The organism is Elusimicrobiota bacterium (assembly GCA_016180815.1).
In the GTDB taxonomy this organism is placed as follows: Bacteria; Elusimicrobiota; Elusimicrobia; order JACQPE01; family JACQPE01; genus JACPAN01.
Genome location: JACPAN010000004.1, coordinates 45,290 through 71,474 on the forward strand (window position 1 = coordinate 45,290; position 26,185 = coordinate 71,474).

At 53.7% G+C, this 26,185-nt stretch carries 20 protein-coding genes and 2 tRNA genes; 6 read left to right on the top strand and 16 right to left on the bottom strand.

Annotated features, from left to right (window positions below; all coding sequences use genetic code 11):
• Nucleotide 1: 1 nt before the first annotated feature.
• The 6 genes from HYT79_01555 to HYT79_01580 form a co-directional block, all read right to left on the bottom strand.
• Nucleotides 2-604, bottom strand: coding sequence for a type II secretion system protein (locus tag HYT79_01555; GenBank protein ID MBI2069263.1), 603 nt, complete (start codon nucleotides 602-604; stop codon nucleotides 2-4).
• Nucleotides 601-1,101, bottom strand: a complete 501-nt coding sequence (locus tag HYT79_01560; protein ID MBI2069264.1) for a prepilin-type N-terminal cleavage/methylation domain-containing protein — start codon at nucleotides 1,099-1,101, stop codon at nucleotides 601-603. The genes HYT79_01555 and HYT79_01560 overlap by 4 nt, the downstream gene beginning before the upstream one ends.
• On the bottom strand, nucleotides 1,098-2,948 hold the full coding sequence (locus tag HYT79_01565) for an OmpA family protein (GenBank protein ID MBI2069265.1): 1,851 nt from the start codon (nucleotides 2,946-2,948) through the stop codon (nucleotides 1,098-1,100). Before HYT79_01565 ends, HYT79_01560 begins: the two co-directional genes overlap by 4 nt.
• A 95-nt stretch (nucleotides 2,949-3,043) precedes the next feature.
• Entirely contained in the window at nucleotides 3,044-5,371 is a 2,328-nt protein-coding gene (locus HYT79_01570) for an O-antigen ligase family protein (GenBank protein ID MBI2069266.1), read from the bottom strand.
• A 20-nt stretch (nucleotides 5,372-5,391) separates the two neighbouring features.
• Nucleotides 5,392-7,860: a tetratricopeptide repeat protein gene (locus HYT79_01575; GenBank protein ID MBI2069267.1), complete on the bottom strand. Its 2,469-nt coding sequence runs from the start codon at nucleotides 7,858-7,860 to the stop codon at nucleotides 5,392-5,394.
• A 40-nt stretch (nucleotides 7,861-7,900) separates the two neighbouring features.
• Nucleotides 7,901-7,972: transfer RNA gene (locus tag HYT79_01580), tRNA-Thr, on the bottom strand.
• Between the two features lie 381 nt (nucleotides 7,973-8,353).
• Between HYT79_01580 and HYT79_01585 the strand changes: the two genes are divergently transcribed.
• On the top strand, nucleotides 8,354-10,069 hold the full coding sequence (locus HYT79_01585) for a tetratricopeptide repeat protein (GenBank protein ID MBI2069268.1): 1,716 nt from the start codon (nucleotides 8,354-8,356) through the stop codon (nucleotides 10,067-10,069).
• Between the two features lie 49 nt (nucleotides 10,070-10,118).
• On the opposite strand, the gene HYT79_01590 is transcribed toward HYT79_01585, so the two are convergent.
• Both HYT79_01590 and HYT79_01595 read right to left on the bottom strand, forming a co-directional pair.
• Nucleotides 10,119-12,002 carry a glycosyltransferase family 39 protein gene (locus HYT79_01590; GenBank protein ID MBI2069269.1) on the bottom strand — a complete coding sequence of 628 codons (1,884 nt, stop codon included), beginning with the start codon at nucleotides 12,000-12,002 and terminating at the stop codon, nucleotides 10,119-10,121.
• 491 nt (nucleotides 12,003-12,493) lie between these two features.
• A complete protein-coding gene (locus HYT79_01595; protein ID MBI2069270.1) occupies nucleotides 12,494-13,825 on the bottom strand; it encodes an NADH:flavin oxidoreductase in 1,332 nt (443 codons plus the stop codon).
• Between the two features lie 150 nt (nucleotides 13,826-13,975).
• Between HYT79_01595 and HYT79_01600 the strand changes: the two genes are divergently transcribed.
• The gene (locus tag HYT79_01600) at nucleotides 13,976-14,842 is read left to right on the top strand and encodes a hypothetical protein (protein ID MBI2069271.1); all 867 of its coding nucleotides are present in this window, start codon (nucleotides 13,976-13,978) and stop codon (nucleotides 14,840-14,842) included.
• Between the two features lie 13 nt (nucleotides 14,843-14,855).
• On the opposite strand, the gene HYT79_01605 is transcribed toward HYT79_01600, so the two are convergent.
• The 4 genes from HYT79_01605 to HYT79_01620 all read right to left on the bottom strand — a co-directional run bounded on the left by HYT79_01605 (nucleotide 14,856) and on the right by HYT79_01620 (nucleotide 19,644).
• Entirely contained in the window at nucleotides 14,856-16,859 is a 2,004-nt protein-coding gene (locus tag HYT79_01605) for a hypothetical protein (protein MBI2069272.1), read from the bottom strand.
• A gap of 106 nt (nucleotides 16,860-16,965) precedes the next feature.
• Nucleotides 16,966-17,577, bottom strand: coding sequence for a TetR/AcrR family transcriptional regulator (locus HYT79_01610; GenBank protein MBI2069273.1), 612 nt, complete (start codon nucleotides 17,575-17,577; stop codon nucleotides 16,966-16,968).
• A gap of 73 nt (nucleotides 17,578-17,650) precedes the next feature.
• Nucleotides 17,651-18,805 (bottom strand): fructose 1,6-bisphosphatase, encoded by a 1,155-nt coding sequence (locus HYT79_01615; GenBank protein MBI2069274.1) that lies wholly within the window; start codon nucleotides 18,803-18,805, stop codon nucleotides 17,651-17,653.
• A gap of 44 nt (nucleotides 18,806-18,849) precedes the next feature.
• Nucleotides 18,850-19,644 carry a ZIP family metal transporter gene (locus HYT79_01620; protein MBI2069275.1) on the bottom strand — a complete coding sequence of 265 codons (795 nt, stop codon included), beginning with the start codon at nucleotides 19,642-19,644 and terminating at the stop codon, nucleotides 18,850-18,852.
• 67 nt (nucleotides 19,645-19,711) lie between these two features.
• On the opposite strand from HYT79_01620, the gene HYT79_01625 reads away from it, so the two are divergent.
• The 3 genes from HYT79_01625 (at nucleotide 19,712) to HYT79_01635 (ending at nucleotide 21,882) form a co-directional block, all read left to right on the top strand.
• A tRNA-Val gene (locus HYT79_01625) sits at nucleotides 19,712-19,784 on the top strand.
• Between the two features lie 71 nt (nucleotides 19,785-19,855).
• Entirely contained in the window at nucleotides 19,856-20,752 is an 897-nt protein-coding gene (locus HYT79_01630; GenBank protein MBI2069276.1) for an AAC(3) family N-acetyltransferase, read from the top strand.
• On the top strand, nucleotides 20,749-21,882 hold the full coding sequence (locus HYT79_01635) for a hypothetical protein (protein ID MBI2069277.1): 1,134 nt from the start codon (nucleotides 20,749-20,751) through the stop codon (nucleotides 21,880-21,882). Before HYT79_01630 ends, HYT79_01635 begins: the two co-directional genes overlap by 4 nt.
• Before the next feature lies 1 nt (nucleotide 21,883).
• Here the strand turns inward: HYT79_01635 and HYT79_01640 are convergent, their stop codons facing one another.
• Complete coding sequence (locus HYT79_01640) at nucleotides 21,884-22,555, bottom strand: hypothetical protein (protein ID MBI2069278.1); 672 nt, start codon at nucleotides 22,553-22,555, stop codon at nucleotides 21,884-21,886.
• A gap of 123 nt (nucleotides 22,556-22,678) precedes the next feature.
• On the bottom strand, nucleotides 22,679-23,551 hold the full coding sequence (locus HYT79_01645; protein ID MBI2069279.1) for an amidohydrolase family protein: 873 nt from the start codon (nucleotides 23,549-23,551) through the stop codon (nucleotides 22,679-22,681).
• A gap of 109 nt (nucleotides 23,552-23,660) precedes the next feature.
• On the opposite strand from HYT79_01645, the gene HYT79_01650 reads away from it, so the two are divergent.
• Complete coding sequence (locus HYT79_01650; protein MBI2069280.1) at nucleotides 23,661-24,416, top strand: response regulator transcription factor; 756 nt, start codon at nucleotides 23,661-23,663, stop codon at nucleotides 24,414-24,416.
• Nucleotides 24,417-24,420: 4 nt separating this feature from the next.
• Here HYT79_01650 and HYT79_01655 read toward each other — a convergent pair whose 3' ends face one another.
• Complete coding sequence (locus tag HYT79_01655) at nucleotides 24,421-25,215, bottom strand: M48 family metalloprotease (protein ID MBI2069281.1); 795 nt, start codon at nucleotides 25,213-25,215, stop codon at nucleotides 24,421-24,423.
• A 92-nt stretch (nucleotides 25,216-25,307) separates the two neighbouring features.
• Entirely contained in the window at nucleotides 25,308-26,108 is an 801-nt protein-coding gene (locus HYT79_01660; GenBank protein MBI2069282.1) for a hypothetical protein, read from the bottom strand.
• Nucleotides 26,109-26,185: the final 77 nt, after the last annotated feature.

The window sequence follows — 26,185 nt, forward strand, 5'->3', positions numbered from 1 at the left end:
ATCAACATCCCGTATCGCAACTGAACGGAACTTTCGCGGTGGTCTCAAAAAGCCGTCTGGTTTGAACGGCTCCGGCCGGCGTTCTCTCAACGATCGCGTTTAAAATAACGCGCACGTCCTTGTTCGCGCCGCTGCAGGTGAAAATATTTTCTCCTCCCTGATTATCGATGTCCCTGGCGATCACGACTTGGGAACCCGCGCAAGCGGCCGTGGAACCCATGGCGGCGACGCTGGTGCAATAAGTGAGCTGATCTGTCGTCGTATTGTAATGAAAACGGGCGAAGACATCGCCGTGAAGATCGGGGTTCGGATGTTTTCTGACCCAAAGCCGATGATCGACGCCCACGATGGAACACATGACAATGCCGGTCACGCCGTCAAAAACCGTGCATTCGGTGGCCGAGGTGCAGCTGGCGGAATTCAATTCGCTGACCATGACTTTCATGGCCGCCAAAACGGAAAAGGCGCCGGTGGATTTTTGCTGAAGTGTCGCCATATAGCGAACAATCGCGGTGTAGCTGACCGAAAAACCGACCAAAATATTGGTGGCGATCATCATGGCCACCAAAACTTCAATCAGCGTATATCCCTTGGTCTTGTTCATGGCGCCGGCTCCGAAAAAGTCACTCGAGCGTCCATTTGTTTTCTGGTAAAACCGCTGACCGTAATATCATTGACCAAATAAACGGCCGTTGCGTTATATTTCGTTACCAACTCATCCGTTGACGGCAGCATATTGGTGCCGTCCGTACGAATGGCTTGATGCTGGGTGGAGCCGCCGCCGTTATTGTCTTCAAGGATATAGTGCGTGCCGCCGCTACAGGCGGGAGTGCAGGTGCAAGTATGATGAATTTCCCCGAACGTCGTGTCATCTGCGGAAAGGTGCGCCCAGGGTGTTTCAACGATATAGCTTTTAAGCTCATCCAAAATTCTTTTTTGTATGAAAGCGGCGCTGGTTTTATTAGCCGTGGTTCCGGATTGCTTGGCGGCCAGCAAAAACACGCTCATCATGCCCGCGGTGGCTGTGGACACCACCATCACGGCAATCAGCACCTCAAGAAGGGTATAGCCTCGGGAGAACCGTTTGAGCTGCTTCCTCATTGCTCAACAAAGACCTCCACATAGCGCTGACCGGTTTCACCGGTGCCTGACTCGATGACCATGCGCGATCCGGCCACGCCGAAATCCCCGCTTAAAATTTTGGCCACTTCCCGGGCGCGCTGCTCGGCCAACACCTTGGCGTTGTGCTCATCGGGAGAGGCTGCGCCGATCAACGTCAAACGCTGAGCGGGATGGAGCCGGGCGGCCTGGGCCACTTCATTCAACATGGCCACCTGCTCTTTGGAAACCTTGGTGTCGTTGGGGCCGAAGGCGATTTTAAAATTAGTCAGATTAAACGAGGTGGCCGAGGACTGCTCAGAGGCTTCCACGGGCACAGTTTTGCCGACTCCCTTGCCCGCATCCCCGACAGGCGCGGCAACGGCGGCCGCCGCGGTCACGGCCTTGGGCGCGGCAGCTTTGGTAATAGAAGCGGCTTTAGGCTTGACTGCTTTTGCTTTTGGTTTAGGTTTGGGTTTGGCCGCCTTTGCTTGGCCGGATTTGACCGCAGGTTTAGGTTTGGGTTTGGCCGCAGACGCCGGCTTGGGTTGGCTGACGACTTTTTTGATGTCCTGGCCGACAACGTCGATCACCTTGGTGGAACGGACTTTGCCTCCGCCCACATCCAACGCCTCGGCCTCAAGCGTGTATCTGCCCGTGGGCAAAACCTCAAAATCGCCGATTGCGTCTCTCTTGCCCTCGAAATAAAACGTTTCCAAAATCGAACCCTTGCCCTCATGCGTCCAAACCGTGCTTTTATCCGGCGCGACCAGCCTCAAACTCCAGTGCGCGATCACCTGCGGATTGCCGCTGGCGAACAATTCGATGACCATCCCCTGGCCGATGCGGGCGTCGATTTTTTCCCGGGAAACGCCCAAGTACAGGGACGGGTATTCGCTTTTTGAGCTTTGGCGCGGAAGGTATTTGGTGAAAAAATAATGCGTATGGAAAGGGTTGGCGAATTCCTCGAACACCAGCATCATGGTGGCCTCACGATTGCGGGACATTTGCTGCAACGCCTTGGGAAATTCGGTTTCCGGGCCGATGGAGAAACGCGGCTGGCCTTCCAAATCCACCTCGATTCTGGCCGGCGCCATGCCGCGGCCGGTCAGGTAGCTGCTTAAAATCGTGGCCCGCTGAAGATTCGAGATGCTGGAGCGGCCCTGAGTCTGGGCCGGGTAAATGCGAATCAAATGCTTGGGGTGATAATACGCGGATTCCGCCAAAATTTTGAGCAAATCGCCGGCCTGTCTTTTAAAACTGGTTTCCTTGGCGAAGAGCAGGCTTTCCGGAATCGTGAGCGCCAAAAATTTATCCGTGCCCTTAAGCACCACGCCCACGGCGTCTTTTTTCTTAACCGCCTCGATCAGCTCCTTGCGGCGGTTATGGAGCTTGAGCTTCACGTATTCGGTCAGAGCCTCGGGCGTAGGCTTGGGCATCGGCGGTTTTTTGGCCCCCGCCGGCGCCATTTCTTCGGGTAAAGGCGGAACGGATTCGGCCGTCTTTGACGCCGGCGGCCGGGATGATTGAGCGGCCGGGGCCTCGTGAGGCGGCGCGGAAAGGCCGACCGCCGATTGAGACGGGGCCTTCGGCTGGGCGATCGGCTTGCCGGCCATGCGATAGCTGATCCTGTTGACGTATTCCTTGGCCAGCGCCACCTCTTCGGGGCTCGCCCCCATGCGGATGACTTCCATGAAATTTTCCATGGCGTCTTCCATTTGTCCGTCTTCGTAAAGATCGATGCCTTGGAACAAAAGCTCCTCGGAAGATTTGCCGCGCCGGCGGATTTCGGCCGAGCAAACGGATGAAAATAGGAAAAAGAGGCATCCCAACAATACGCCTACTCTCATATCGTCATCCCTTCAATAAAACGCATGAATCCTATTTTAAGAGTAACACCAATTCGCCTAAATCGCAACGGGCTGATGGCCATAACCGGGAGGGGCTAACGAGGCGGCAATCCAGGGGCCCGGCCCACGGACTCGCTCCAGCGCCGGCGGATTTCCTCGGCCTTGGAACGCTCTCCCTTGCGCCAATAGTCGGCCATCAAACCCTGAAGATTGCGCGCCGTAATTTCATAGCTCGGATCCGCCTTCAACGCCTCGATAAAATACGCCACGGCTTCCTCCCCCCGGTTGGCCTGAAGCGAAAATGAGCCCAGGTTGTTCAAAATTTCTTTGTCGTTTGGAAAAAAATGCAGCGCCCGGCGCAAAACCCGCAAGGCCATGTCCCCGTAAAAACGCGTGTCTTTCAAAAAAATGGTGCTGGTCAACTGCTTGTAAACAAGGAGGTTCGCGGGGTTAATGAACAAGCTCGCCAGGTAATCGTCGAGAGCCTCCTGAGTGCGCCCCAGGCTGCCCAGCAGCACGGCGCGGTTGAAAAAAATCTCATCGTAGCCGGCATTTGATTTCAACGCTTCGGTATAGCCCCAAATCGCTTTTTCGGCGTCGCCCAAACGCGCGTACACATTGCCCAGTTCGTAATTCTTATTCACCTCTCTTGGAAAAAGCCGGTGAGACGCCAGGAGCCGGTCCAGCGCAGGGTTGAGCTTTCCTTCGCGATGCAGGACGAACCCGCGGAAATAATAAAACTCGGAAAGCCAATAACGGCTGAAACGCACGCCCATGGCAACGACGACGGCGCAGCCGAGGGCGGCCGCGGCCCAACGCGCCCACGGCCGCGAACGCGGGCTTGCTCCGGACGCGGGCATCGCGGCCGACGCAGGGATGGGGTAAAAAACCGCCAGATTGCCCAATAACCACCAGAATAAATACCCGGGCATGGCGAAATGAAGACTGACGTTTAAGGTGTTGTCCACCATCATCCCGATCAAGCCGCCGATCAAACCGCAGGCGGCCAAGCGCCGCGGCGGCGCGATCAGCGTCGGGATATTGCGGACGGACCAAATAAAAAAGACGGCAAAAAATCCGAAAAATAGCCCGGCGCCCAGAAAACCTGTCTGTGAGAACACTTCGATCAACTCGTTATGCCCGTTGTTGGCATGCGTGCGCAGGGGGCCGAAACGTTTGTTGTAAAGCAAATCCGCCTGATAAAAAGGATAAAAAAGTTCGAGCGTACCCCAGCCCTTGCCCAAGAGAGGACGCTCCCGGACGAATTTCCAGCATCCGGACCAAATGAGCACGCGTTGAAAAAAAGGCTGATACGGCGGCGCGGCCTGCGCTTCATCGGCCACCACTTGTCCGACCTCGAGCAACCGGCCGACGGCCGTTGGGCTGCCTTTCTGGGCGCCGGGGGGCCACAGCAGAAAAAATAACACCGCGCCCGCGCCCAGAACCCCCACGGACTTCCATGGCCGGCGGGCATCGGCGCCGGCCGGCGCATCATCGCCGAAACGCCGCAGCAGCCAAAGAGTCACGCCCGCGCCCACGAGCGCCGCGGCCCAAGACGAACGCGTCAGCGTTGAGAGCAGGCCGGCTTCAAAAATAAAAAACAACAACCCATGAATCAGGCGGCTCCCCCACGATTTGGAAGCCCAAACGCCGACAATGAGGCTGGGCATCAGCGTGGCCAAATAAGGCGACAAAAAATTCGGGTTGCCGAACGTCGAGATGGCGCGCGAGCCGTAGGGATTCAAATTCCTCGGCCAGATGAAATCAACGCCGAAATACTGCCCGATGCCGTAAATGCTGGCCAACGCTCCGACCGCGTAATTGACCCAAAACAAAACAGCGGGCCCCCGGCGCTTCCACCGATAAAACAAAAAAATGAGGAAAGCCGCCCACAAAAAAAATCCGTAAGGATCCCATAAAAAACCGATGACGGACTCCGAGGCGCTCGGCGGATTCGGCAGGCGCATGCGATGGTAAAAGAGCCAGCCGCAGCCGAACAAAGCGGCGCCCGCCAGCGTCGGGTAATCCGGGTCGAGCGCGTTCTCCGGGCGGCGCTTCAATTCCATCCCCGTTAAAACGCCGGCCGCCAGCACGAAAACGGCGTTGACCAGCCAAAACAAATTGACCCTTAAACCCTCGGCCAAAATCGACGGCCTGAAAAAATCGCCGTGCGCCCGCCACGACACCCCCCAGCTGATCCAACAAACGGCGGTGAATGCGCCCAACGGCCAAAACACCCGCCAAGGGAAGGGCTCCCCGGATGCCTTCGGCGAACGGGCGAATCCCCACAGCAACGCGACCATCAATCCCAGAACGCACAAATGAAGCAATGTAATCTGGGTTTGATACGGATTCCTGGTGAAATTGGTGAAAAACAGCAACGGGCAAACGCTGTGGATCACAAGCAGAAGAAAGGCGAACATGAAACCCCGGCTTTTTGTCACTATTTGCCGATGACGGACTTTTCGACGCCGTAGCCCACGCCCGGTGAGGAAACGGGCGCCATCTGGCGGATTTTCTGCAAAATGGCGTCCCTGTTGTGCATCAGCACTCCGAGCTCGCCCTGGATCTGCTGATTATTGGGATCGATTTGGCGAAGATAGCCGATATGGGTCGCCACCGCTTTGCGGTAATCGCCGGACATCAAATAGCTTTTCGACAAATTCAGATAAGCCTCGGGATCGGGATGGGCATGGCTGGTCCAATGCGATTGATTGATCAGGGAAGCGAACGGTCCGTTGCCGGTCAAGTCCGCGCAGCGGAAAGCCAGGATTCTCTTTTTGAATTCCTGCCGCGCATCTTCGAAACGCCCGAGGCGCGTCAGAACATAGCCCATACGGTAATAATTATCGGGGAATACCGGGTCCAGATGTTGATAGAGGCGGTACCGGCGGACGGATTCCTCATAAAACTCGCGTATTTTTTCCGGCGGCTCGTTGTTTTGAATGCCCCATTCAGCCCGTTTCAAAAACAGATTGCCGACGTGATAATGCATCTGAACATAGTTGGGGGCGAGCGTATTGCGGATGCGCTCGTAAACCTCGATGGCGCGGTCGAAATCGCGCCGCATCACGCCGGGGGGATCGCCCCAATCGGCTCTGTTTTTGGGCTCCATATCCCAGCGGTCGTTGAACACATTGCCCAGGAAGTAATACGACATGACGAAACCCGGATTTCTCTTGATCACCTGCTGATAGTGCTTGATGGCGTCATCCCACTGACGCCCTTTGGAATGAACGATGGCCACGTTATGATGAACGTCGCCCCTGAACCAGCCCCAGAAAAAGTATATGGGAAAGGCTAACAAAGGCGCAGCCAAACAAGCCAGGATGCTTTTAGCGTTCCAGATCGAATGAAAATAGCTGTACGCGCTCAAACCCATAAACATGATGAAAAACGCCCAGGCCAGGAAAACCATCAACTGATCGCCGGGGTGCGTGGAGCCGAGCATGCGCTGCTGGATGTCGAAAAACTCGACGAAAATCTTGTAGCTGACAACGGCCACGACCAAGGCTGCGGCGCCTTGAAATAGGCGTCTTAAGACACTCATGACCGGCGACGTTTCCATGATCGCGCGCACCGGAGCGACCGCGGCTTCGCGCCAGGTCCGGTCGCTCAAGGCCAACGCCACGGCCATGGCCGGCAACAGGCCGGTGAACACCCCGCTGGAAACGAAACGGATGCTGACGTCGAAATTATTGTGAATCATGGTGCCCAGCCATCCGGACCAAACGCCCAATAAATGATAGGCCCGCACATCCACCCGGCCGTCCCGGCGCCAGCGCTGAAGCGCCCGGTAAGACAAAAGGCTCACCATGAAAATCAGCCAAACATAAACACCGAAGCCCAAAATACCCTCGTCCATGAGCACTTCGATATGTTCGTTCTCGGCGTGATCCGTTTCCGTATTATGTTTGGCTTCGATATGAAAAATCGTCGGGCGACGATAGGCGGAGTAGGCCAGGCGGAAATTGCCGATGCCGATGCCTGCGACGGGGCTGCCTGAGATGATTTCCCAAGTGGACAGCCATGTGTAGATGCGGAAAGGAATGGAGAAAGGATTCAGCCCCGGCGTGAGCATCAGAAGCGTCAGCGCGCCGGCGGCGGTGACGATAATGACGGAGCGGATTTTCTTTCTCAAATACTCGACGAAAGGAAGAGGAATGCATAAGGAATAAAGCACCACCCATAGGGAGGTGACAATCCCCACGCCCATCCAAGCGCCCTTCGTTTCCGTAAACGCGACGTTGAACCAAGCCAACGCCAGCAGGCACCATGCCGCGAAACTTTTTTTGGCCAAGGCCCAGGATAAAACGATCGGGGTCATGATCACGATGTAGTCGCCGAAGAAATTTGGATTGCCGAATGTGGAGAAAATGCGCTTTTGAAACGCCTGGCGCCAAATAAAAATATCCAGCCCAAAAACGGGCATGGACGCGGAATTCGGCGGAAAAAAACGCGAGTCTAGAAATTGGATGAAGCCGTAAAACGTCGAAACGAAAAGAGCCAGGAGCAAAAACTTTAGGATCCGCTCCACGGCATCGAGGCTGCGGATTTTATCGAACACGATCAAGGCCGCGCTCATGTAGAGCAGGCGCCGCACCATGTCGTCGATATTCCAAAGCTTGAAATGGGAAACGACCAGGTAGGAAAACGCGCCTGATAAAAGCAGGGCCGCGAAGGGCGCATAAACGGGCAAATATTCCGCGCTCAAGCTCAAGCGCCGCTCTTCCAGCTTCTCCATCAGCCAAAGGCCCAAGAGCGCGGTGATGCCCATTTGGGCGACGGTGATTTTAACCTGGGCCGAGTCGTAGGTGCGCAGATAAAACGTCACCACAACCGCGAAATACACCAACGGCAGGCCCCAGAGAATGCTTCTGGTGGTGATTCGGGATAAAGCGGTTGCCGGCATGGTCAGTTCGATTTCCGCCGGCCGAAGATTTGAAAAACCAAGCCGGAGGCGGGAATCGAACCCGCGGCCAACGGTTTACGAAACCGCTGCTCTACCGCTGAGCTACCCCGGCGCGACATCAATTCCCCCCGCATTCGACTCGTTATTTTGACTAATTTTAGAGCGAATAACCACGCCACGGGAAGTTTTCAGCGCCGGAAACAAATGCCCGGACGAAGCCGTCCGGGCATCCGTCGATTTATTGGGCTTAGCTAAAAATCAAATCACCAAAACCTGAAATAAATTGACTTTTTATTAGCCCAAAGATCTTTCCTATGAGCCGACGTCACCCCTGGCGAATCATGTGGAATCTTTATCCTAAAAACTGTCAATATAGTCTTGAGTATATTTTTCCTATGTTTTCTAAACACAGATCGTTGCTGTCAACAAGCTTAACCAAACGCAAAATAGCAACTCAATTCCTTCGGGGAAATTTTAGGATGCGGGAACCCAGATGACCTGCATATCTTTCCCGTTCTTTTCCAAGCACAAAGCAGCGGTCGCCGCCGTGGGTCTTTTTGTGGTTTCGGTAGGCGTCTTTTGGCCATCCCTCTCTTTCGAATTTTTGAGCGTCGATGACTCTGTTCAGATCACGAAGAATCCACACGTACGCAGCGGATTAACTAAGGACAGCGTACGGTGGGCATTCCAACCTGATTCTTTCTTTTCCAAGATAGAACCATACACTTGGAGGATACCGCTTGTTTTTCTTTCTCATATGCTGGATGTAGAAATTTATGGACTCAATCCCGAGGGGCACCGCCTGACCAATGTCCTTCTCCACGCAGCTAGTGCTGCATTTTTCTTTCTTTTTCTTTTTCGAATTACCGGACGGTTGGATTGCAGCCTTTTGGCTGCGGCGCTCTTTAGCGCTCACCCCATGAAGGTTGAATCAGTCGTTTGGCTCGCCGAAAGAAAAGATGTCTTGAGCGGATTTTTTGTCGGACTTACCTTGCTTGCTTACGCCAATTACATATCAAAGCCGGGATGGAAACTTTATGCGGCTATTTTGATCTTTTATACGCTCGGCCTCATGTCCAAAGCTTCGATCGTGGCCCTCCCACTAGGAATGATGGCTTTTGATTTTTGGCCGCTCAAACGTTTTCGATGGGGCGACAGATCGACGATCCTGAAATCTTTTCTAGAAAAAATACCGCTTTTTATTTTGTCGTTGATTGCCGGTGTCATTACGATGGCAGGATCCACTTTTATCGTCACAAACATAAAACCATTCAATGCATCGCATATTATTGAAATTTCTTTAAATCGTTGTTTCGATTATTTAACAAGAACTATTTGGCCGGTCAATTTAGCGTTTTTATATCCCTTGACGCCTGACTCGTTGTCTCTTTGGAGAAGCATCCAGGCATTTATCTCTGTTGTAGGATTGACTGCGATATTTTCAGCGCAATACGTCAAAAGACCCTACTTGATTGCCGGTTGGCTTTGGTTTCTATTCAATTTGATTCCCTCCTTCGGAAACATTCCAGTTTTCCATAATCACTATACCTACTTATCCAGCATAGGTATTTTTATCGCAATCTCCTGGTTCTTAAACGAAATAATGTCCAGGCAGCGATTTTGGACATACTGGATTGCGGGTGGGCTAATTTTTATCTTGAGTGTTTCCGGAACTTTTTATCAGATGCAGTTTTGGCGTAACAGCGAGACTCTTTATCAGCGTGCCTTGAAAGTTACGGGGCCTAATGTTCCTGTTCATGTAGCTCTGGGTAATTTATTGAGCGACCAAGGCAGACTCGATGAAGCGGAACGGCACTATCTTGAAGCGCTTAAAATTCAACCGAATCATCCATTGACTCACCTAGGACTGGCAAAGGTGTTTGGGTTCAAAAATATGTGGGAAAAGGCGGCTTTCTTCAGCAAGACCGCCCTAAACCTAAATAAAAATCTCCCCATGGCACACTGGTATCTGGGAACCTACTTGTATGACCGGGGTGAGGTCAAACAGGCTATTGCCCACTACCAACAGGCAATTGAGCTTAAACCCGATTACTGGGAAGCGTGGAACAATTTAGGGGTGGCCATGCAGGAGCAGGGAAAATGGAATGAGGCCGTCTCTTGCTACCGCGAAGCCTTAAAGCAAAATCCCCATTCAAGCGAAGCCAAGCAAAATTTGATACGCGCCCTTTCTACTCTTCGATTGCAGTGACAGATTAATCGGCAAAATCCGCCAAGGACAAGGCCTACCTAAATAAGGGCTACTTAAGATAACCCAGGGCTTTTAACGCGAGGGTTCTGTTGTGCGACACGATGGGATCGGCAATACCTAGTTTTGAAACTTGTTCAAAGGCATCAAGAGCCAGCCTGGGCTGATCATTTTTTAAATAGGCAATACCAAGATTGGTAAGCGCCCTGTAATTGCCCGGATCAAGTTGACCGGCTAAATAGTTCAACCGAACAGCTTCGGCATATTTCCTTTCATCTAAACAAAGAACGCCAAGATTCATCAGTGCTTGCGCATAAAATCCTTTAACCTGAGGCGTCACGGCCATTCGTTGAGTCAGACCTGGATGGCGGTCGGTTTCCATGGCAGGGATTAAATAATTCAATGCTTCGCGGGGCCGGTTTTGATCTAGTAGAACCATCGCGGCAACATATTTGGCCCACGTCGTGCTCCCGTCCAAGGCCAAGGCTCGCTGAGCTTCTCTAAGAGCATGACGCTTTTGACCGTAAAGATAATAATAGTGAGCCAACATTTCATGAACTTTTGCGTTGTCAGTGATGTCGTAAATTAAAATAGAGTGCCCGACTCTATCGATAGGCTGAAACGTTTTGAGCCAATAAAAAGGATCGGCGCCAAGTTGAGGTGCGAAATAAACCCCCTGGAGCTTCGTGACGCTGATGGCTAAAATTTCTTGTTTGGGGTTTGGGGTGTTGATATGGGAATGCAGTCCGCGGAATTCCGACATGAAATCCTGGAACTCAAAGCCGATTGATTTTGGAGGCACAGGCCCAAAATAGATGAGCACGACCTCGGCGTCAGGATACTGTTCGATATAGCGGCGCAAATACGGCAAATCCTGGCCCCAATCGATGTTTGAGTCCACTAAATAATGCCAACCTTTTTTAGCCCCGCCGAACATTTCATTGAAATATTCCAAATGGTGAGGACCGATGCTTACTGCCGAAAGAATATGCCATGGCAATAGAAATAAGGCCGCGAATTTAAGCCTTGGGCTTTGCGTAATCTTAGCGCACAATACATACAACAGCGGATAAATAGGCAAGATGTGCCGGTGGCCTATTTTAAGCGGGGTAAATATGCTGGCTGCAAGCAGAATTACGGCCGGCACAAAAAGAAAAAAAACGGTGCGCCTACGGAGGCGATCCTGAAATTCCAGCCAAAGCCCGATGGTTCCAAGCAGCAACGCTGGGATCGTGGTTTTGGCAATAAATGTAAAAAAGAAATAGTGCCAAAATCCGGTTGAAGAATACTGACCGGCCATATAACTCATCTGCCCACGGCTGATATACCGATAAGCACCCAAGACACCCTTGAAGTATTCATCAACATGGATGAAGCGATAGAAAAGAAGGATGGTTATGATCAGCGAGAACGCTGCCAGTGGAATATATCGAAACAGCCTTGGTCCGGGTTTTTCGCTGCTAAAGCGCATTGAACACCAAACGGCGCCGATCAAGGCCGGCAACAGAATAATAGCGCTGTGCTTGGATAGTAGGGCCAGGGCCGCGCAAACGCCCAAACCTATGGCTCTAACGGCGACAGGTTTCTCGTAATAAAGCCAGCAACTATACGTCGCCATGAAAAAAAAGGCTGTGATCAGAAGATCCTCGGTGGCTAAAGACGAGTGGGCCAAAATGTTTGGACAAAATGAATACAAAGCCAGAGCAAGCAATCCTCCCTTAATGCCATAGAGCCGTTTGGCCCATGAAAAAACTCCCAATGCCAACAAAAGCGAAACCGCCAGAACCATCAAACGGCTGACCAAGAGTATTGTTGAGGTCGAAATAACATTGTTGAAAATAAAATCTTCCACGAAAGGAATGGCTTTGGTCCATTCGCTGGGCTCGGGCGATCTGGCATAAATAGCATCCTTCCAGAGTTGCGTATCCGTTCTCATGCGCACATTTGTGAAAATCAGGGGCAAGCTAACCAAGGACATAGGCAAAATGCCCTTATCTTTTCTTAGCCTGAAATCTCCTGTATTCCAAAGACTATAGCCTGCGGTAATAAAATAAGGTTCGTCATAAGTGGCCGAATGATTAAGAATCGCCCGTCCACCCTGAAACACCAAACACAACAAACATAGCGGCAACAATATCCAAACTGCCCAACGGTGAAGATTTGTTTTTTTTATTGACGTCGGCTCTTGAGAGGTTAACTTTTGTTTATTGGTCAAGGTGGGAAGAAGGATTAAATCGATGATCGCTAAATCGTCGGAGGGCAAACATCAGCAAAGTTGGGGGGCGTGGTTTAATTCTGGTTACGAAACCGCTACTCTACCGCTGAGCTACCCCGGCGCGACATCAATTCCCCCCGCATTCGACCCGTTATTTTGACTAATTTTAGAGCGAATAACCAGGAAATGCCATGGGATTTACGCCGGACGCGCTAAATCAGAATTTCTGCTTGTTGGGAACGCTCGCGCAATAAGGCGGCGCGTTTTTTATTGACATCGGGGTTGTAACAGCCGCCCCGGTTGCCCAAAGCCAGCGCCATGAACACGCAGCGATTGCAGCTTTCGCAAATCGACGCCCGCCGGTCACCGGTCAACAGCCGGGCCGGCAAGTCGGGTTCCGCGTACAACGGCCGGGCCATGCCCACCATATCAGCCTGCCCCGAACCTAGAATGGACTCAATATCCTCCAAAGACCGGATGCCGCCGACGGCAAATGCCGGAATGGACACGGTTCGTTTGATCGCCGCAAAAATGTCGCGATTCCAAACGCTTTGAAATGGTTCGCGCCGGGCGGCGTAAGCCGTCGTCCAACGATAGAGGTGAAAGCGCCACCAAGAACCGGAGGCTTCTCGCATTTGCCGTGCAATGGTTCCGTTTTCGTAGACGCCGGCCGGATAATCGCCGCGCGTCACTTTTGCGGTCGGGAACGCGTCCGCGGTTGTGGGCGTAATGGCGGCGAAACCCCATTGCTCGCAAAGGCGCGCCATGGCGAGGCCGTCTTCAAGCGTGATGCGCCTCTTCGCATGCTGGGTGTCCATCATGGGCAGCTTGGTTAAAACCGGGTAATCAGCTCCTGCGTGCCGGGCGATGGATTCCCGAATCACCTTAAGAATACGGGTCCGATTTTCCACCGTTCCTCCGAACTCGTCCGTACGGCGATTAAAATACGGGGTCAAAAATTGATGCAGCAGCTTGCCGTTGCCCGCGGCCAATTGAACGCCGTCTAAACCCGCTTCCCTGGCTAAGGCCGCTGAGCGTCCGAATTTTTCAGCCAACTCGTAAACTTCCGCCGTTGTTAACGCATGAACAGGCCTGATCATTAAGGAAAAAGGCAAAGGCAGAGGGCTGGGGCCGATCAACGGCTTTTTTCTGCGGCTTTTGTAAGCCGTATGCCAGCCTTCGAGAGCAAAATACCCGCCATGACCCAACTGCATCACGATTTTGGCGCCGTGCTCATGAACCCGGGCCGTTAAACGGGCCAAGGGAAGCACGTTCTCCCGTAAGTGCACCGAGATCATGCCCGGGGCGGCATGACCCTCTTCATCAATACAGGAGGAGCCCATAATGATTAAACCGATACCGGCCTTGGCATTGGGGATGAAATGCTCCTCATACGCTCGAATAAAATCCTTCTCGCCTAGATAGCCTTCGAGCACCGGCGCGCGGTAAAGCCGGTTGCGAACCATCATGCTGCCGATGCGCAATGAATCGGATAATCGGATTCCTTGCGGCCCGGGGAGAATGTCCGTTCCTGTTTTAATCATTGTCGAACTCCTTCGCTTTTGCCTCGAATTTCTTTGTTAAATTGTTGTTCTAAACAAACATTTAACATAAAATAATCCGTATGTCAATACGCGTAAAAAATAAAAAACTGGTTGACTTTAAACAAAAGTGGGTGTATATATGAATTTAGGATGTCCATGATTAAATATTCTCTGCTTCTTTGGCTTACAATCGGCCTGTCTGCCCAAAACGGATATTGCGATGAACCGCCGGAATCCCCGGCTTTATCTGCGGAAAGCGAAGCCAACGGCTATCTTGACGAACGGGCATCCTGGCGGCAATGGACAGCGAGCGAATGGCGCTTTTGCGAAGAAAATTCCCGGCCCCAACACCCTTGGACCAAAGATGAAATAACCGTTGATTCTGCGTTTGTCGATGATCATGGTTTGCCGTGGCGGCGCCTGCAATACCGCAGCGCGCTTCATGGCGCGCCGGACTCCTATCTTTGCCTCAATGGCCGGTGGGTTTGGCTGGGCTCAGTCACCCTGCGCAGCGCAACCTTGACTGCGGACGGCAAAGAAATAGTTCTGATGCTGGAAGACCCGCGCCAAATCATCAACGACTATTGGCGGATCAGGGCTGCGGACATCGAACGCTATGATGCTTCCGACCGCAGGATTTATATCGCCGAGATCGCTTGGGTTTATGCGATGGTTGATTTACGCCGAACCGATCCGCCGATTCATAACATCAGTCTTTACCTGAATTCGGAAACAGGGCTAAACGGAGACGCCGTGGCCGTCGCTTTATGGCGGATGAGTGAGGAAGGGTTCCTCAGACGATCGCCTTTGCGCAACATGAATTTAAGAATAACCGCAGCCAACTGGGTATCGGAACGTGCGCCCGCCGGCGTCAAACTCTTCACCCGGGTCTATTTATCCCCTGCCGAACGTTACGAGGGCTGGGCGTCCACGGCCGTAGAAATTTACGAACAAAACAGCATCGATCCTTTGGCTCAGATAACCTGGCGCCAATTGAAACGCAGGGCCCGCCGGTAAAAACCGGCGCCGCTTATTCGAGCGTCCGGTCCAGGGCGTCCAGCGCCCGGTCGCGGGTAATCGGAGCGCCGCGCGGATCATCATGAAAAAGATCGGGGCCCGCCGGTCTGGGTAAATTTGGATCCCCGTGGAATGTGGCCGCATCAAGAACAGGACGGCCTTGCTCGGTGATGATGCGCCCATCATAGCGGCCGCCGCGGGGCGTATCGCCCACCGTATGCAAAATCGCAAAGCCTCCGTTTTGAGCCTGGTAAACGGCCAAGGCCGCCTCCGGGTCGAACGTGTTGGTGGGAATAATATTTCCCCAATCCACAAAAACAAACCCCTCCCCAGGAAGACGGATCATGGGCACGGCATGGCCGATGGATTGCTCATTTTCATCGATAGAAACCACCTTAATGCTGCTCGCTTCAACGTTTAATCCCAGGCGCGCGCCTAGATCAACCGCCAATTCCGATGCGACTTGCGCGGCGCCGATGCAAACCATCATGGGATCCTCTTGGCCTGAAATGTAGCTCTCGCGCCAGCGCCGGTAAAGATCCTGAGCATTGCCCGCGTTGATGGTATCACCCTCATCAAAGTTATAGTTCAAGTCGTTCAATGAATACGTCATGAGAGCGGCGGCTTGAACAATTTGTTTCGCATCGGCGACCCGGAGATTTTGCGCAAAAGAAGAAAGGTTGTCAGAAGCGTGAACCGCGATTTTAAAATTGTCCCTGAGATCCCGGTCGATTGAAGAAAAAAACTCGCGGCCGGCCTCAAACCTAGCCGGCGACAGCGCCGGGGTTCCCTGGCGCCTGAGCCGGCGGCGGGCTCGGATGTTTCCCCTCAGGCGGCCGGCGTTATGACGCCAATCCAAGCCGCCCATAACCGCCACATCCGGCGCCAATTGATGCCCTTCGATGTCCTGACGATCCATGTACGAAGCCGCGGCTTCAACACCGATGCCCCGGCCAACATCCACATGCAATGTTGCGGCGACGCCCGTTTCATCAAGCGCCCATGGCGAATGGGATCGTTGGGATTTCAAAGCCGCGGCCGCCTCGACGCGGCGATGATCGATTTGAAAACCTGCTTCGGAACTCCTGTACAGCGGGCCGTAATAATGCTCGTACCACAGCCTCATCCGGTCCTCCGGGGTCCAACGATGCGTGTAGTCGGCTCCCGCGCGCACGCCGTCAAAAAATACCCCGCCGTTCCAAAGGCCGTTGGGTTTGTCATTCCTGAACGAATCAGCCCGATGAACAACCCCCTCGACCTGCGCCCAGGCGCGAATCCGGTCCCGGCCGGAAAGATTCATCGCCGCGGCCAAGCCGACATTGCCTTCCCGGTCCGATTGGCTGCCCGGGGCCGTCATGCTCCAAGCATCGGCCGCCCCAAAAATAGCCACCGCGGCCCGCTCGGATAAGCGCAAAATGCCGATGCTGTCCGCGTAAAAACTGAAGACTCCCGCGGGCGTCAACAACACGGGTTCCGCTTCTGAATCATCCTGGCCTAACGCGGGATGCGTCCTCAATGTGAGCGAAGTCGCTGTTCCCATAGCCAAGGCATCCCAATTCTTTCCCGCGTGGCGAAAAGACAACGAACCACCAAAATATGGACTTGCGGCCAATGTGGCCAGCGGGATGCCTGGTCCGCCCAAAAAACTTGCTCCGCTGACAACGCCGGCGCGAAAACCCGCGCGCAAGCCGCGATAAGCGGGAAAATAGGCCGAGCCTTCGATACGATGATCTTCGACCGTGGCCGCAAAATCGGCGTTCATACGCTCGGGCGGAGTCACCAAAAGGCGGCTCTTTCGACGAGGGTTTTGCGGCGGCTGATTGACGGGGATTGCCGAAGGCTCAGGGGACCGCAAACCGGTCAACGCTAAAGGCCTGACGTCAGACGATGCCGCGGCGCTGCGCCGGTCGAATGTCTGTTCCAGTTGGTCAGGGTTCGGCGGTGGCTCCGCGGTCAGGGCCGATGCGCCACGGGCAAACACCAGGGCGCAAAGGAGAAATAAAAGGGATCGTTGCACTGATCTATTTTGGATGAATAAAGGATTCGAATCATGGGACTTTCGGGTAAAAAACGCCTCCCTCGAGTCCCAAAAAACTGGAAAAATCGAATTTATTCGTCTTTTATCAGGAATTGGACGCTGAAGAAACGACGCGCGAGGCCAAGTCCACGATATGACGCCGGCGCATGGACAGAGTTTCCGGCGACAAGGGTTCTTTCCCGAGCAAATCGCCCAGCATGGGGCTATACAAAAAATATCCGGCAATAGCGCCGAAAATGCTGATGCCGGCCTGCTCCAGGAGATCGGCGCGCTCAGGCGGCAGGCGGCTTCGCCAAAGGCTCCTCATGGGCGTGACATACCGATGCACAAAACCGGAAACAGCCTGACCCTGGTCCAGAATCTCGCGCATCAGCAATTGCTGCAATTGCTGCTCCTCGCATAAAAAATCAAAATACGCGCCGGCCAAACGGCCGGCCATCAGGTCCGTATTTTGCTCCATCAGCCGCTCCGCGAACCAAATATTTCCCAGCCGCTCGGCAAGCCGATTCATGGCCTCATCCACCACCGCGGCATGAAGGGCTTTTTTGCTGCGGTAATAATAATTGATCATGGCCGCGGTGACACCCGCTTTTGCTGCGATGCCGCGAACGCGGGCGCCTTTGAGGCCATGACGGGCGAATTCGCTTTTGGCTGCGGCTAAAATTTTAGCCTGGACTTCGGTGACTTGATCGTTCATTTAAAAAATATTTTAGACAAAAAACAGCCTCCCGCCGAAAAGCGGGAGGCTGTTCAATACCGTGCGGGTCTAATTACCGGCTCAGCGCAGGCGCTTTATGAGCCTGTTTTTTTTTGGCATTGCCCTCGGTTTCGTCGATGAAACGATGCTTCAATTTGTCCATCACCTTAGGCATCGTGGTGTATTCCATGGCTTCCAAGCCCAAACGATGAGGCTGAAACGGCCCATGGCGGCGCATATAATCCGCGACTTTCCAAGCCGTGTTCCTGGTCAAGTCAAAAGCCGGATCGCGGAAAAAGTCCACAGGACCCTCAAGACGGCCTTTGTTCAACTGAAATCCCGCGCAAATGACGCGCGGCGGCCCGTCGAAACGGGTCGGGCGGGCGTCTTCGAAGGCGACAGGCACCAGAGGCCCATGATGGGAACCCCGGGTCCAGCCTTCAACCAAATGCGGGAAGGCGAAAGGTTCCAGGACCTCGCCCACAGCCGGGAATCCAGCCTGAGCGCGCACAGCCAACACAGGGTCATCCTTGCCCACGTATTGTCCGGCGATATGGGAGAGCTTATCCGTGGAAGCCACGGCCGCAATTTCATTGTCCGAACGGCGGTAAACGGCCTTGACCATATAACGATCGATGGTGCCCAGAAACAGCAACAGATCGTAGGATTCCTCCGGGGTATTGAGTTTGATGGTTTTGTTTTCTTCGACATCCAACACTTCGAAGGTAAAGCCTCCGTGGGCGGCCGGATCGATCACCAAGCCGGGGCTGCAGAAAGGATCCGCGAACATTCGATAGACGGGCAGATTCCAAGCGCCCGGAGATGTTTTATCCGCCATGAAAATCAACACAGGCTCGCTTTTTCTCTCGGAAAATTCCATTTCCGCTACGCCGGGGCCGAGGCCTTTGATATTGCCCGAAAAAGCGTCGGAGAGCAAATCCTGCCCCGCGCCATAGAGCTTTAATTCTTTGGCCACATCCGTGCATTTATGGAACGTATCCCAGGCCAATGCATGGACCGCGTCGTTGGAAACGCCTTTGCCGTGCGTCATGATCAACTCAAGATCATCGCCGCAGGCCAAAACGCAAAAATCCGTCAACAGCCCGTCTTTTTTTGCCTTGCTCATCTCCTCCTGGGCCCGCTCGAGCAACCGGGGGTGAGAACACGAATGACCGACATAGCCGCCGACGTCGGCCTTAATAACGCTTAACGTCACCTTGTCTGACATTGATTTTTTCCTCCTTACATCCTAATCCTACGCGTTGCGCCTCGCTAGAGACTCCCGCCTTGAGAAACAATCATCATCTCCGTGGCGAAAGCCGCTACAAATCCTATCAAAAGCCCAACCTCGACAAGCGCCTCTCCTTTGAGACGGCGGCCTAAGTGAAGCAATTCCCCGATTATATAAAGGATGGCGCCGGCGGCGACAGCCATAAAAAACGTTTCCAACATTTTATTCACCCAAACCCCGCCCAATAACGCTCCGATAAAAGTCGGCAAACCGCCGATGAGTCCGAGACCCATTAGGTAGCGGAAACCGGGAGAATGGCCGGCCATGGGCGCTGCAATGCCGAAACCTTCTGTGGCGTTATGAAGACCAAAACCCAAAGCCAACAAAAGCGCGAAGTTCTGTTCACCCCATGCATATTGGGCTCCGATCACCAATCCTTCGGTCAGATTGTGCAGTCCAATGCCGATGGCGATGAACAGGGCCGTCCGGCGCGCCCGCATCATGGGCAGGATTTCGTCCTTGCCCTGTTTGATGAAGCGGCCCTCGAAATAAACAAGCCCCAGCAGGCCGGCGGCCAATCCTGCGATGAACAGAAACGAGTAAAGCCAAAAATCGCCCCAGGTCGGGTAATCCGCCATGGAGGAAGCCAACAAATCCTCCAACTCATCCAATGTTTTGGCGCAAATTTCAACGAATAGATAGATTAAGATGCCGGTGGAAATCGACGTCAACAGTGAACGATGCCGTTCCTTGACGCCGGAGGCGAAGGCAATGGGCAAACCGGCAAAAATCGCACCCCCGGCCAAAAGACCCAAAATCGCGGGTGTCGCCAACACGGTCAGAAGTTTATAAAAGTACAAGGCGCAAAGGGCTTATGGCGCGGGCCGGGCCCCATTCTCTTATGGGTACGTAGCTCAACGGTTAGAGCACTCGCCTTACACGCGAGGGGTTGTAGGTTCGAATCCTACCGTACCCATTTCAGCGCTCACGCGCGGAAAAAATGAATAATGCCAGACAGCCGAACGTTGGGATCCATATAAGCCGGTCATGTCCTTAAAGAATCGGATTAAAAATATTTTGCCGGATTCTGCGCTCAATGCCTGGCGCCGGGCCAAGAAAAACGCCTTCGAGGCCTACCTGAACTGCCTTCCCCGTCTCACGGAATCGGATGTCCGGGCTCTTCTTCAAGAAGTCATGGGTATTCAACCCGGCGACGCCGTGATCGTAACCAGCTCCATTAAAGCCCTGCGCCTCGCATTCGCCCCCGAACGCTTGTTGGAAATCCTTGAAGAGATCGTCGGACCGTCGGGCACGATCGCCATGCATTCATTCTCGCAGCCGCCGTCGCGTGAATTTTTGAGAAGCGGCCGGGTGTTTGATGTCAAGAATACGCCCTCGTCCACGGGTTTGCTGACCGAACTTTTTCGCCGGCGGCCCGGCGCCGTGCGCAGCCTCCACCCCATCAAAGCCGCTTGCGCCAAAGGGCCTTTGGCCGCGGAACTAACCAAAGACCATCACAAATCCATCCGGCCCTTCGATGCAACCAGCCCCTACTATAAATTGGTCGAGGCCCGCGCCAAGAGCGTCGGTCTGGGCGTGGACTCCGACACCATGATCGTGATTCATTGCGTCGAAGACTGCCTGAAGGAAGCGTTCCCCGTGGATCTTTACGAACCCGAAGTGTTCGAGGCCGTTTGCATCGATTATGAAGGCCGGCCTGTCCGGGTCAAAACCCTGGCGCATTCGAGGACCGCCACGCTTCATGATACGCCGGGCTTCGGCCGGCGCTACCTCAACGGCGTGATGAAAGATTTTCGCTACAAGCTCGTCCCGTGCTTCGTCGCGGACACGCAGCGCGTCTTCGAAGGAATGCTCGCTTGCGCGCGCCGCGGCATCACCATCTACCCTCAATCCTGCTATAAAGAAACGTTCAAGAATTCATGAAGCTCGGCCTCATCCTCAGCAATGACTGGGAAGTATTCGGCGACGGCTCCGGCGATTTCTTCAACATCCAATACGAGCCAACCGAGCAGCTGCTCGATGTCTGCCAAAATCACGACGCAAAACTGACGCTCATGGCCGAGGTCGGCTATTATTGGGCGCACGAGCGCCATCAAGACGCCGTCCCCGGCGCCGGCGAAATCTTGGCGGCTTGGCGCGAACAGGTCCGAAACGCCGTGGCCCGCGGCCACGATGCCCAACTCCATCTGCATCCTCAATGGCTGGCGGCCCGGTATGCGGATGGCCGCTGGCGGCTCGATTTTAGCCGCTGGTCCTTGTCCGCTTTACCCTACGAAGAACAAAAAACGCATCTTGATCGCGGGCGCGCGCTGCTTGAGGGCATCGGCAAACCCGCGCGAGCCTCCTACCGCTGTCTGGCCTATCGCGCCGGCGGCTACGCCATGGAACCGCCGCAGGACATTGTGCGGGCGCTGGCGGCCAGCGGCATCCTGGCCGATTCTTCGGTGCGCAAGAAGGACCGCATGAACGCGGCGCATGGCAGCTATGATTATCGGTCGGCTTACAGCTGGGCCGTTCCTTGGTATGTCGATGAACGTGACATGAATCGGCCGCAGCAATCGGGACAAAAAAAACTGCTGCTGGAAATTCCTATCTACGGAGAAGCCGGCTGGTCGCCATGGCGCCAAATCAAAAGACGGCTCTTTTGCCCCTCCTCGGAACGCCTCCATCAGCAACAACGCCGGGTTAAAGACGCCCCCGCCTCTTCGCCCGATCTCATCGAGGCGCTCGAGCGCCGCCGGCAAAGCCTGTTTTGGAAAATTTGGACGCACCTGACATCAACAACGCCGATTTTTCTCGACTACATTTTTGTCGCGCCCACGGAATTGACCTGGATGCTCAATCAACTCCACCGGCGTTACGCCGAATTCGAGGGGATTCTTCCGGTGATGAGCATCGGGCACGTCAAAAACATGCGCTCAGCCGGCGATGTGGGCGTTTTCCTGGAAAAATCTAAAAAAGCGCTGGGCTCCGAATTGCTTTTTTGGAGCTACCAGGAGGCCGTGGAATACCTTCTGGCCAATCCCCGGATTCTGGACTTGCCGCCCGATTAGTCTATTTCTTCTTCAAAAAGTCTTTCAATAAATCAGCCGCCGCGTCCCGGCCGCCCAGACCGAAGGCGATAGCCACGGCCAGGCCGATGGTCCCCAGGATGATCTGGAAGCTCGATGCCAATAACTCGGTGTTGATGCCCAGGTGCTCCAGGGCCATGAGCGCGGTAAAAATAATGACCACGACATTGGCCAGCTTGGCCAAACCCTGGCCGCCCTTAATGCTGTTGGAAACCGCGGCATTGCTGACGATTTGGGCCATAAAATGCCCCAGCGCCAACCCGCCGAACACGATCAAAATACTGGCGATCAATTTCGGGATGAACAACACAAAGTATTCCAACAGTTCCGAAACCACGGTCAACTCAACGACATTGGCCGCGGAAACAATGAAAACGAGAACAACCAGCCAATAGATAAGAAAACCGAACACAAATGAAGGCGAACGCCCGAATCCGACGCGGGCTAGAATCTCATTGAAACCCACCTTGTCGGTGTATTCGTCCAGGCGCACCATGCCCAAGAGCCGCTCCACCGTGGCCCTCAACGCCCGGCCCAGCATGAAGCCGATCAACAGCAGGATCAGCGCCGCCACAACGCCCGGCAGCGTTGCCACCACTCTGCTCCAGAAATTCAAAAACGGATCGGATACGATTTTCAACCACTCTGTCGCCATAAATTCCCTCCCCACGCTAAAAATACACCAACGTTTTCAACGCTAACAGAACTTCTTTATTTTGGCAAGGGCTTTTTTAAAAATTCGAAGCGCGCTGCTTGGGGTCCGTTAAGGAATTAATGATCAATTCCTTAACGGACCCTTAGAGGGCTTGATTTTGAAAACGTCGGCCGCATTGTCATGGAAAACGGCCCGCCAATGCTGCTTGGGGATGGCCCGCTTAACAGCCTCGATGGAGGAAGCCATGTCCGAAAGCGGCCAATCGGAACCGAACATGAGCTTGGAAGGATTCTCCAAATAGCCGAATACCCAGGCCAACGGACGCACCAGGTATTCATCGACGGTTTCACGGGGCAGCTCGTTTAAGCGGCCGATCAACAAAGCCGAACTGTCCAAGTAAACATTGGGGTTTTTATAAGCCACTTCGGCGGCAGATTGTATCCACGGATTCCCGCAATGGGCCAGCACAAAATTCACCTTAGGATGATCCACCGCCACCTCATCGATGGTCAAGGGATCGGCATATTTGAGCTTGCCCCGGGCCTCGTAAGTGTCGCCGGTGTGAAAAACAACGGGGACATCGTACGTTTCCGCCAAGCGGTAAACGGGATCGTAAATGGGATCATGGGCATAACGGTAAACGTAGCCCAAATAAATCTTGACGCAGGCGTATCGCCCCGAACGCAACCCGGCTTCCAGACGCGCTGCGTCCACGGCATCCCTGATGCCCGCGCAATGGACGACGCCGTGCTCGCGCAAATCCGCATAGCCCTTTTCGTATTCATCCGTATGCGCCACCGCGCCCACGACCCCGGCCTTGCCCATCTCCTGCAGGTATTGCTCGCGGGTAAAAAGAATACCGCTGGCGGCTTCCGGCTTGCCGTCGAAATCCGCATGGGTATGCGCGTCGATGACGGCCAAGGGAGCAGGGTTGCGGCCCATCGAAGCGCAGGCCGAAAGCCCCAGCAACAAACCAAACGCGGATAATTGACGCATAAAAATAACGGGTATCGAAGAGCCTCATTCTACCAACCTTGTTCCCGCATGTGAGCAAACTCACATCGACAAAATACGCGCCCGGATCAATACTTAATGGTTTATCACAATGGATACAAACAAACGAAACCAACGCCATGAACGGCCCAGCATCCTGATCGTTGATGATGATGTGACGATCTGCCAATGGCTGTCGCTCGGCCTGGAAGTGCACGGCATTGAGTCGGCCTTTGCCGGGGACGCGTTTTCAGCCATGCACTTTTGCAAAAAATTTCATCCTGACCTGGTTGTCCTCGATCTGCATTTAGGGGATCACGCCATCAGCGGAACCGAGGTTCTTTGGGGGATTAAAAACGACCCGGAACTGGCCTCCACCGTGGTGCTGATCTTTACAGGGTGCGCGGACGAAGAGGTCCAGCGCCTCTGCATGGATGAGATCGGCGCCGACGGGTATTTGATCAAAGGCGCCACGAAAACATCCGATTTGATTCAAGCCGTCGACAAATGGCTGCGCCGCATCAAGGTCCGGGGCGCGGCCCAGGAGATTTCAGGCGGACCGGTGCGCGTCAATTTATCCCAGAGCCGGGCTTATTTGGGAGAACAGACCCTGCCGTTAACCCCTCGCGAGTTTAATGTTCTGGCGTTGACGATACGCAAAAAAGCGCTGGTTCCCTGGGCCACGCTGGCCGGCCGGCTTTTTAAGATGGGCAAACGCTATCAATATCAAGCCGCGGCTGATCCGGTTGAGACCTGTTTAAGACACCTGCGGGCCAAGCTTGGTCCTGAATCCGAACGCTTGGTCACGGTGCCGGGCGTCGGGGTCGTGTGGGTGGGCGATTTATCCGACATCGCCGCTCTGGGATAAAATCCTACCCCCCCTGTTCTTCAGGAGATTCCTTAAGCAACAGCCTGCGGCACGGGCGCAAAGCCCGCGGCCATTCGGGCTCCTCTTCCTCGACCTGCTCAATGCGCTCTTCAAGCGAGCCGTGGGTTTCGTCTTCATGCCCCAAGCCTAATGCCTCGATCCAATCTTCCATATGCTCGAAGAAAGCCGGGGCGGCATCACGGTTAAAATCAGCGCGCTCCATGATTTCCCGGCCCCTTAAATCCGCGGCCCGCTCCAGACATTTCGTGAATACTTCCCCTCGTTCCCGCAGCATGGCTTCACGCAACCGCTCGTACGCGGCCGGGTCCCTTTCCCGATGATCCCGATACTCCCGTCGAAACCACCGCCAAAACCGCCCCAGTTGAAATCTGTAAAAACGGTCCTGCCGGTCGCCCAAATGCGCCATTTCATGGGCGATAACGAAGGCGATTTCATCGCGGCTGCAGGCAATTCTTTTCAGCGCGCGGCCGATGCGGATCCTGGGCCGATGCGAAGCGTTGTGCGGAGAGTTCACATAAACCGCCAAGGCCGGTGAGCTGCCGGACCCGGGCCAACTGGCGTATTCTTCATCCGGAAGATAGTCCAGCCGCAACCTGTTGCGAAAGGCGATGCCGTAACCCGAACGATCCTTGACCTGCTCGAACACCTCGGCGAGAACATCGCCGAATGAGTCGCCCCAATCCGCGCAAGCAGGCAAACTTGCGCCGGGATTCTCAATCGCCCGGGCAACGGTAGCCGTTAAAAACCACAACGTCGCCACAGCCGAATAAGGCCGCATGCTGAAAGCTTAAGGTGAATTCGCCGCCGGAGCAAGAGGAGGCCCTGTCCAGCCCTATTTTGTTCTCATGCCGATCGCTGAAACGATCAGTATTAAGTCAAGCTAGACTGAAACTCTGACGCTGTCTCTGGGCTTTTCAAAAAAGGAGCAAAAGGTTCGATTCTGCGTAAAAAATCGTCATCGTCCTCCATATAATATGCGGTGACGAATCTAAACGGTTGATTCTTCTTCCCTCTAACAATAACAAGAAAATAATTATTTATAGGTCCGCTCGCCGTTGGAACCACCATTACCATTGCATAAGCATAAGTTACCCAACTTTCCTCAGCTAACCTATATACTTCTTTGGAATTTTCAATTGCATAGCGTATCCAAGGAAGCCGCTTTGCTCGATGGACAAGAAAATTTTCTGGTAGCATGACATGTTTTCCATCGGACGCTTTTTCTTTATAAAGATGCCTCATCCCGTCTTCATCTATAACCACTTTTCTTTTATAAATATCCATCACTTCCCCTATGACACTTTTTTCATAGTAATCTAGGGCGACGGTTTCATTAATAGGTGGGCCCATAAATTGAGTTAGAAGAGGGTTCAACTTGACATCGCAATGATGAACGGCTTCCATATGAAATTTGAGTAATCCTAATGCCCCAATAACATCCCGACGTTTTAATTGCTGTTTATTGATTCTCTCTTGGCGATGATGAAGCATGCGCATAGCATCGGAAAAAACCGGCACTGCTATCCGAAGATTCGGGCGAGATAATTGGGATAACAAATGCAAATGCCTAACTAATATGGCTAAATATGCCTCGTCATAGGCTCCGTCTGGACGCTGGCCTCTTTCCAATAAGGAGCCGGTAAGTTTAGATATATGCTCTTTGTTGTTCATAAACTACCAAGCTCTAAAAAAAAACCCACTTTCGTGGGTCAAAAAAATTTGTCGGCGTTGCTTACGAGAGGTAGTGC

Bases quoted from the DNA above. Each gene is read 5' to 3' on its own strand.
- HYT79_01555 (MBI2069263.1), bottom strand. From the start codon at position 604: ATGAACAAGACCAAGGGATATACGCTGATTGAAGTTTTGGTGGCCATG.
- HYT79_01560 (MBI2069264.1), bottom strand. From the start codon at position 1,101: ATGAGGAAGCAGCTCAAACGGTTCTCCCGAGGCTATACCCTTCTTGAG.
- HYT79_01565 (MBI2069265.1), bottom strand. From the start codon at position 2,948: ATGAGAGTAGGCGTATTGTTGGGATGCCTCTTTTTCCTATTTTCATCC.
- HYT79_01570 (MBI2069266.1), bottom strand. From the start codon at position 5,371: ATGTTCGCCTTTCTTCTGCTTGTGATCCACAGCGTTTGCCCGTTGCTG.
- HYT79_01575 (MBI2069267.1), bottom strand. From the start codon at position 7,860: ATGCCGGCAACCGCTTTATCCCGAATCACCACCAGAAGCATTCTCTGG.
- HYT79_01585 (MBI2069268.1), top strand. From the start codon at position 8,354: ATGACCTGCATATCTTTCCCGTTCTTTTCCAAGCACAAAGCAGCGGTC.
- HYT79_01590 (MBI2069269.1), bottom strand. From the start codon at position 12,002: ATGAGAACGGATACGCAACTCTGGAAGGATGCTATTTATGCCAGATCG.
- HYT79_01595 (MBI2069270.1), bottom strand. From the start codon at position 13,825: ATGATTAAAACAGGAACGGACATTCTCCCCGGGCCGCAAGGAATCCGA.
- HYT79_01600 (MBI2069271.1), top strand. From the start codon at position 13,976: ATGTCCATGATTAAATATTCTCTGCTTCTTTGGCTTACAATCGGCCTG.
- HYT79_01610 (MBI2069273.1), bottom strand. From the start codon at position 17,577: ATGAACGATCAAGTCACCGAAGTCCAGGCTAAAATTTTAGCCGCAGCC.
- HYT79_01615 (MBI2069274.1), bottom strand. From the start codon at position 18,805: ATGTCAGACAAGGTGACGTTAAGCGTTATTAAGGCCGACGTCGGCGGC.
- HYT79_01630 (MBI2069276.1), top strand. From the start codon at position 19,856: ATGTCCTTAAAGAATCGGATTAAAAATATTTTGCCGGATTCTGCGCTC.
- HYT79_01635 (MBI2069277.1), top strand. From the start codon at position 20,749: ATGAAGCTCGGCCTCATCCTCAGCAATGACTGGGAAGTATTCGGCGAC.
- HYT79_01640 (MBI2069278.1), bottom strand. From the start codon at position 22,555: ATGGCGACAGAGTGGTTGAAAATCGTATCCGATCCGTTTTTGAATTTC.
- HYT79_01645 (MBI2069279.1), bottom strand. From the start codon at position 23,551: ATGCGTCAATTATCCGCGTTTGGTTTGTTGCTGGGGCTTTCGGCCTGC.
- HYT79_01650 (MBI2069280.1), top strand. From the start codon at position 23,661: ATGGATACAAACAAACGAAACCAACGCCATGAACGGCCCAGCATCCTG.
- HYT79_01655 (MBI2069281.1), bottom strand. From the start codon at position 25,215: ATGCGGCCTTATTCGGCTGTGGCGACGTTGTGGTTTTTAACGGCTACC.
- HYT79_01660 (MBI2069282.1), bottom strand. From the start codon at position 26,108: ATGAACAACAAAGAGCATATATCTAAACTTACCGGCTCCTTATTGGAA.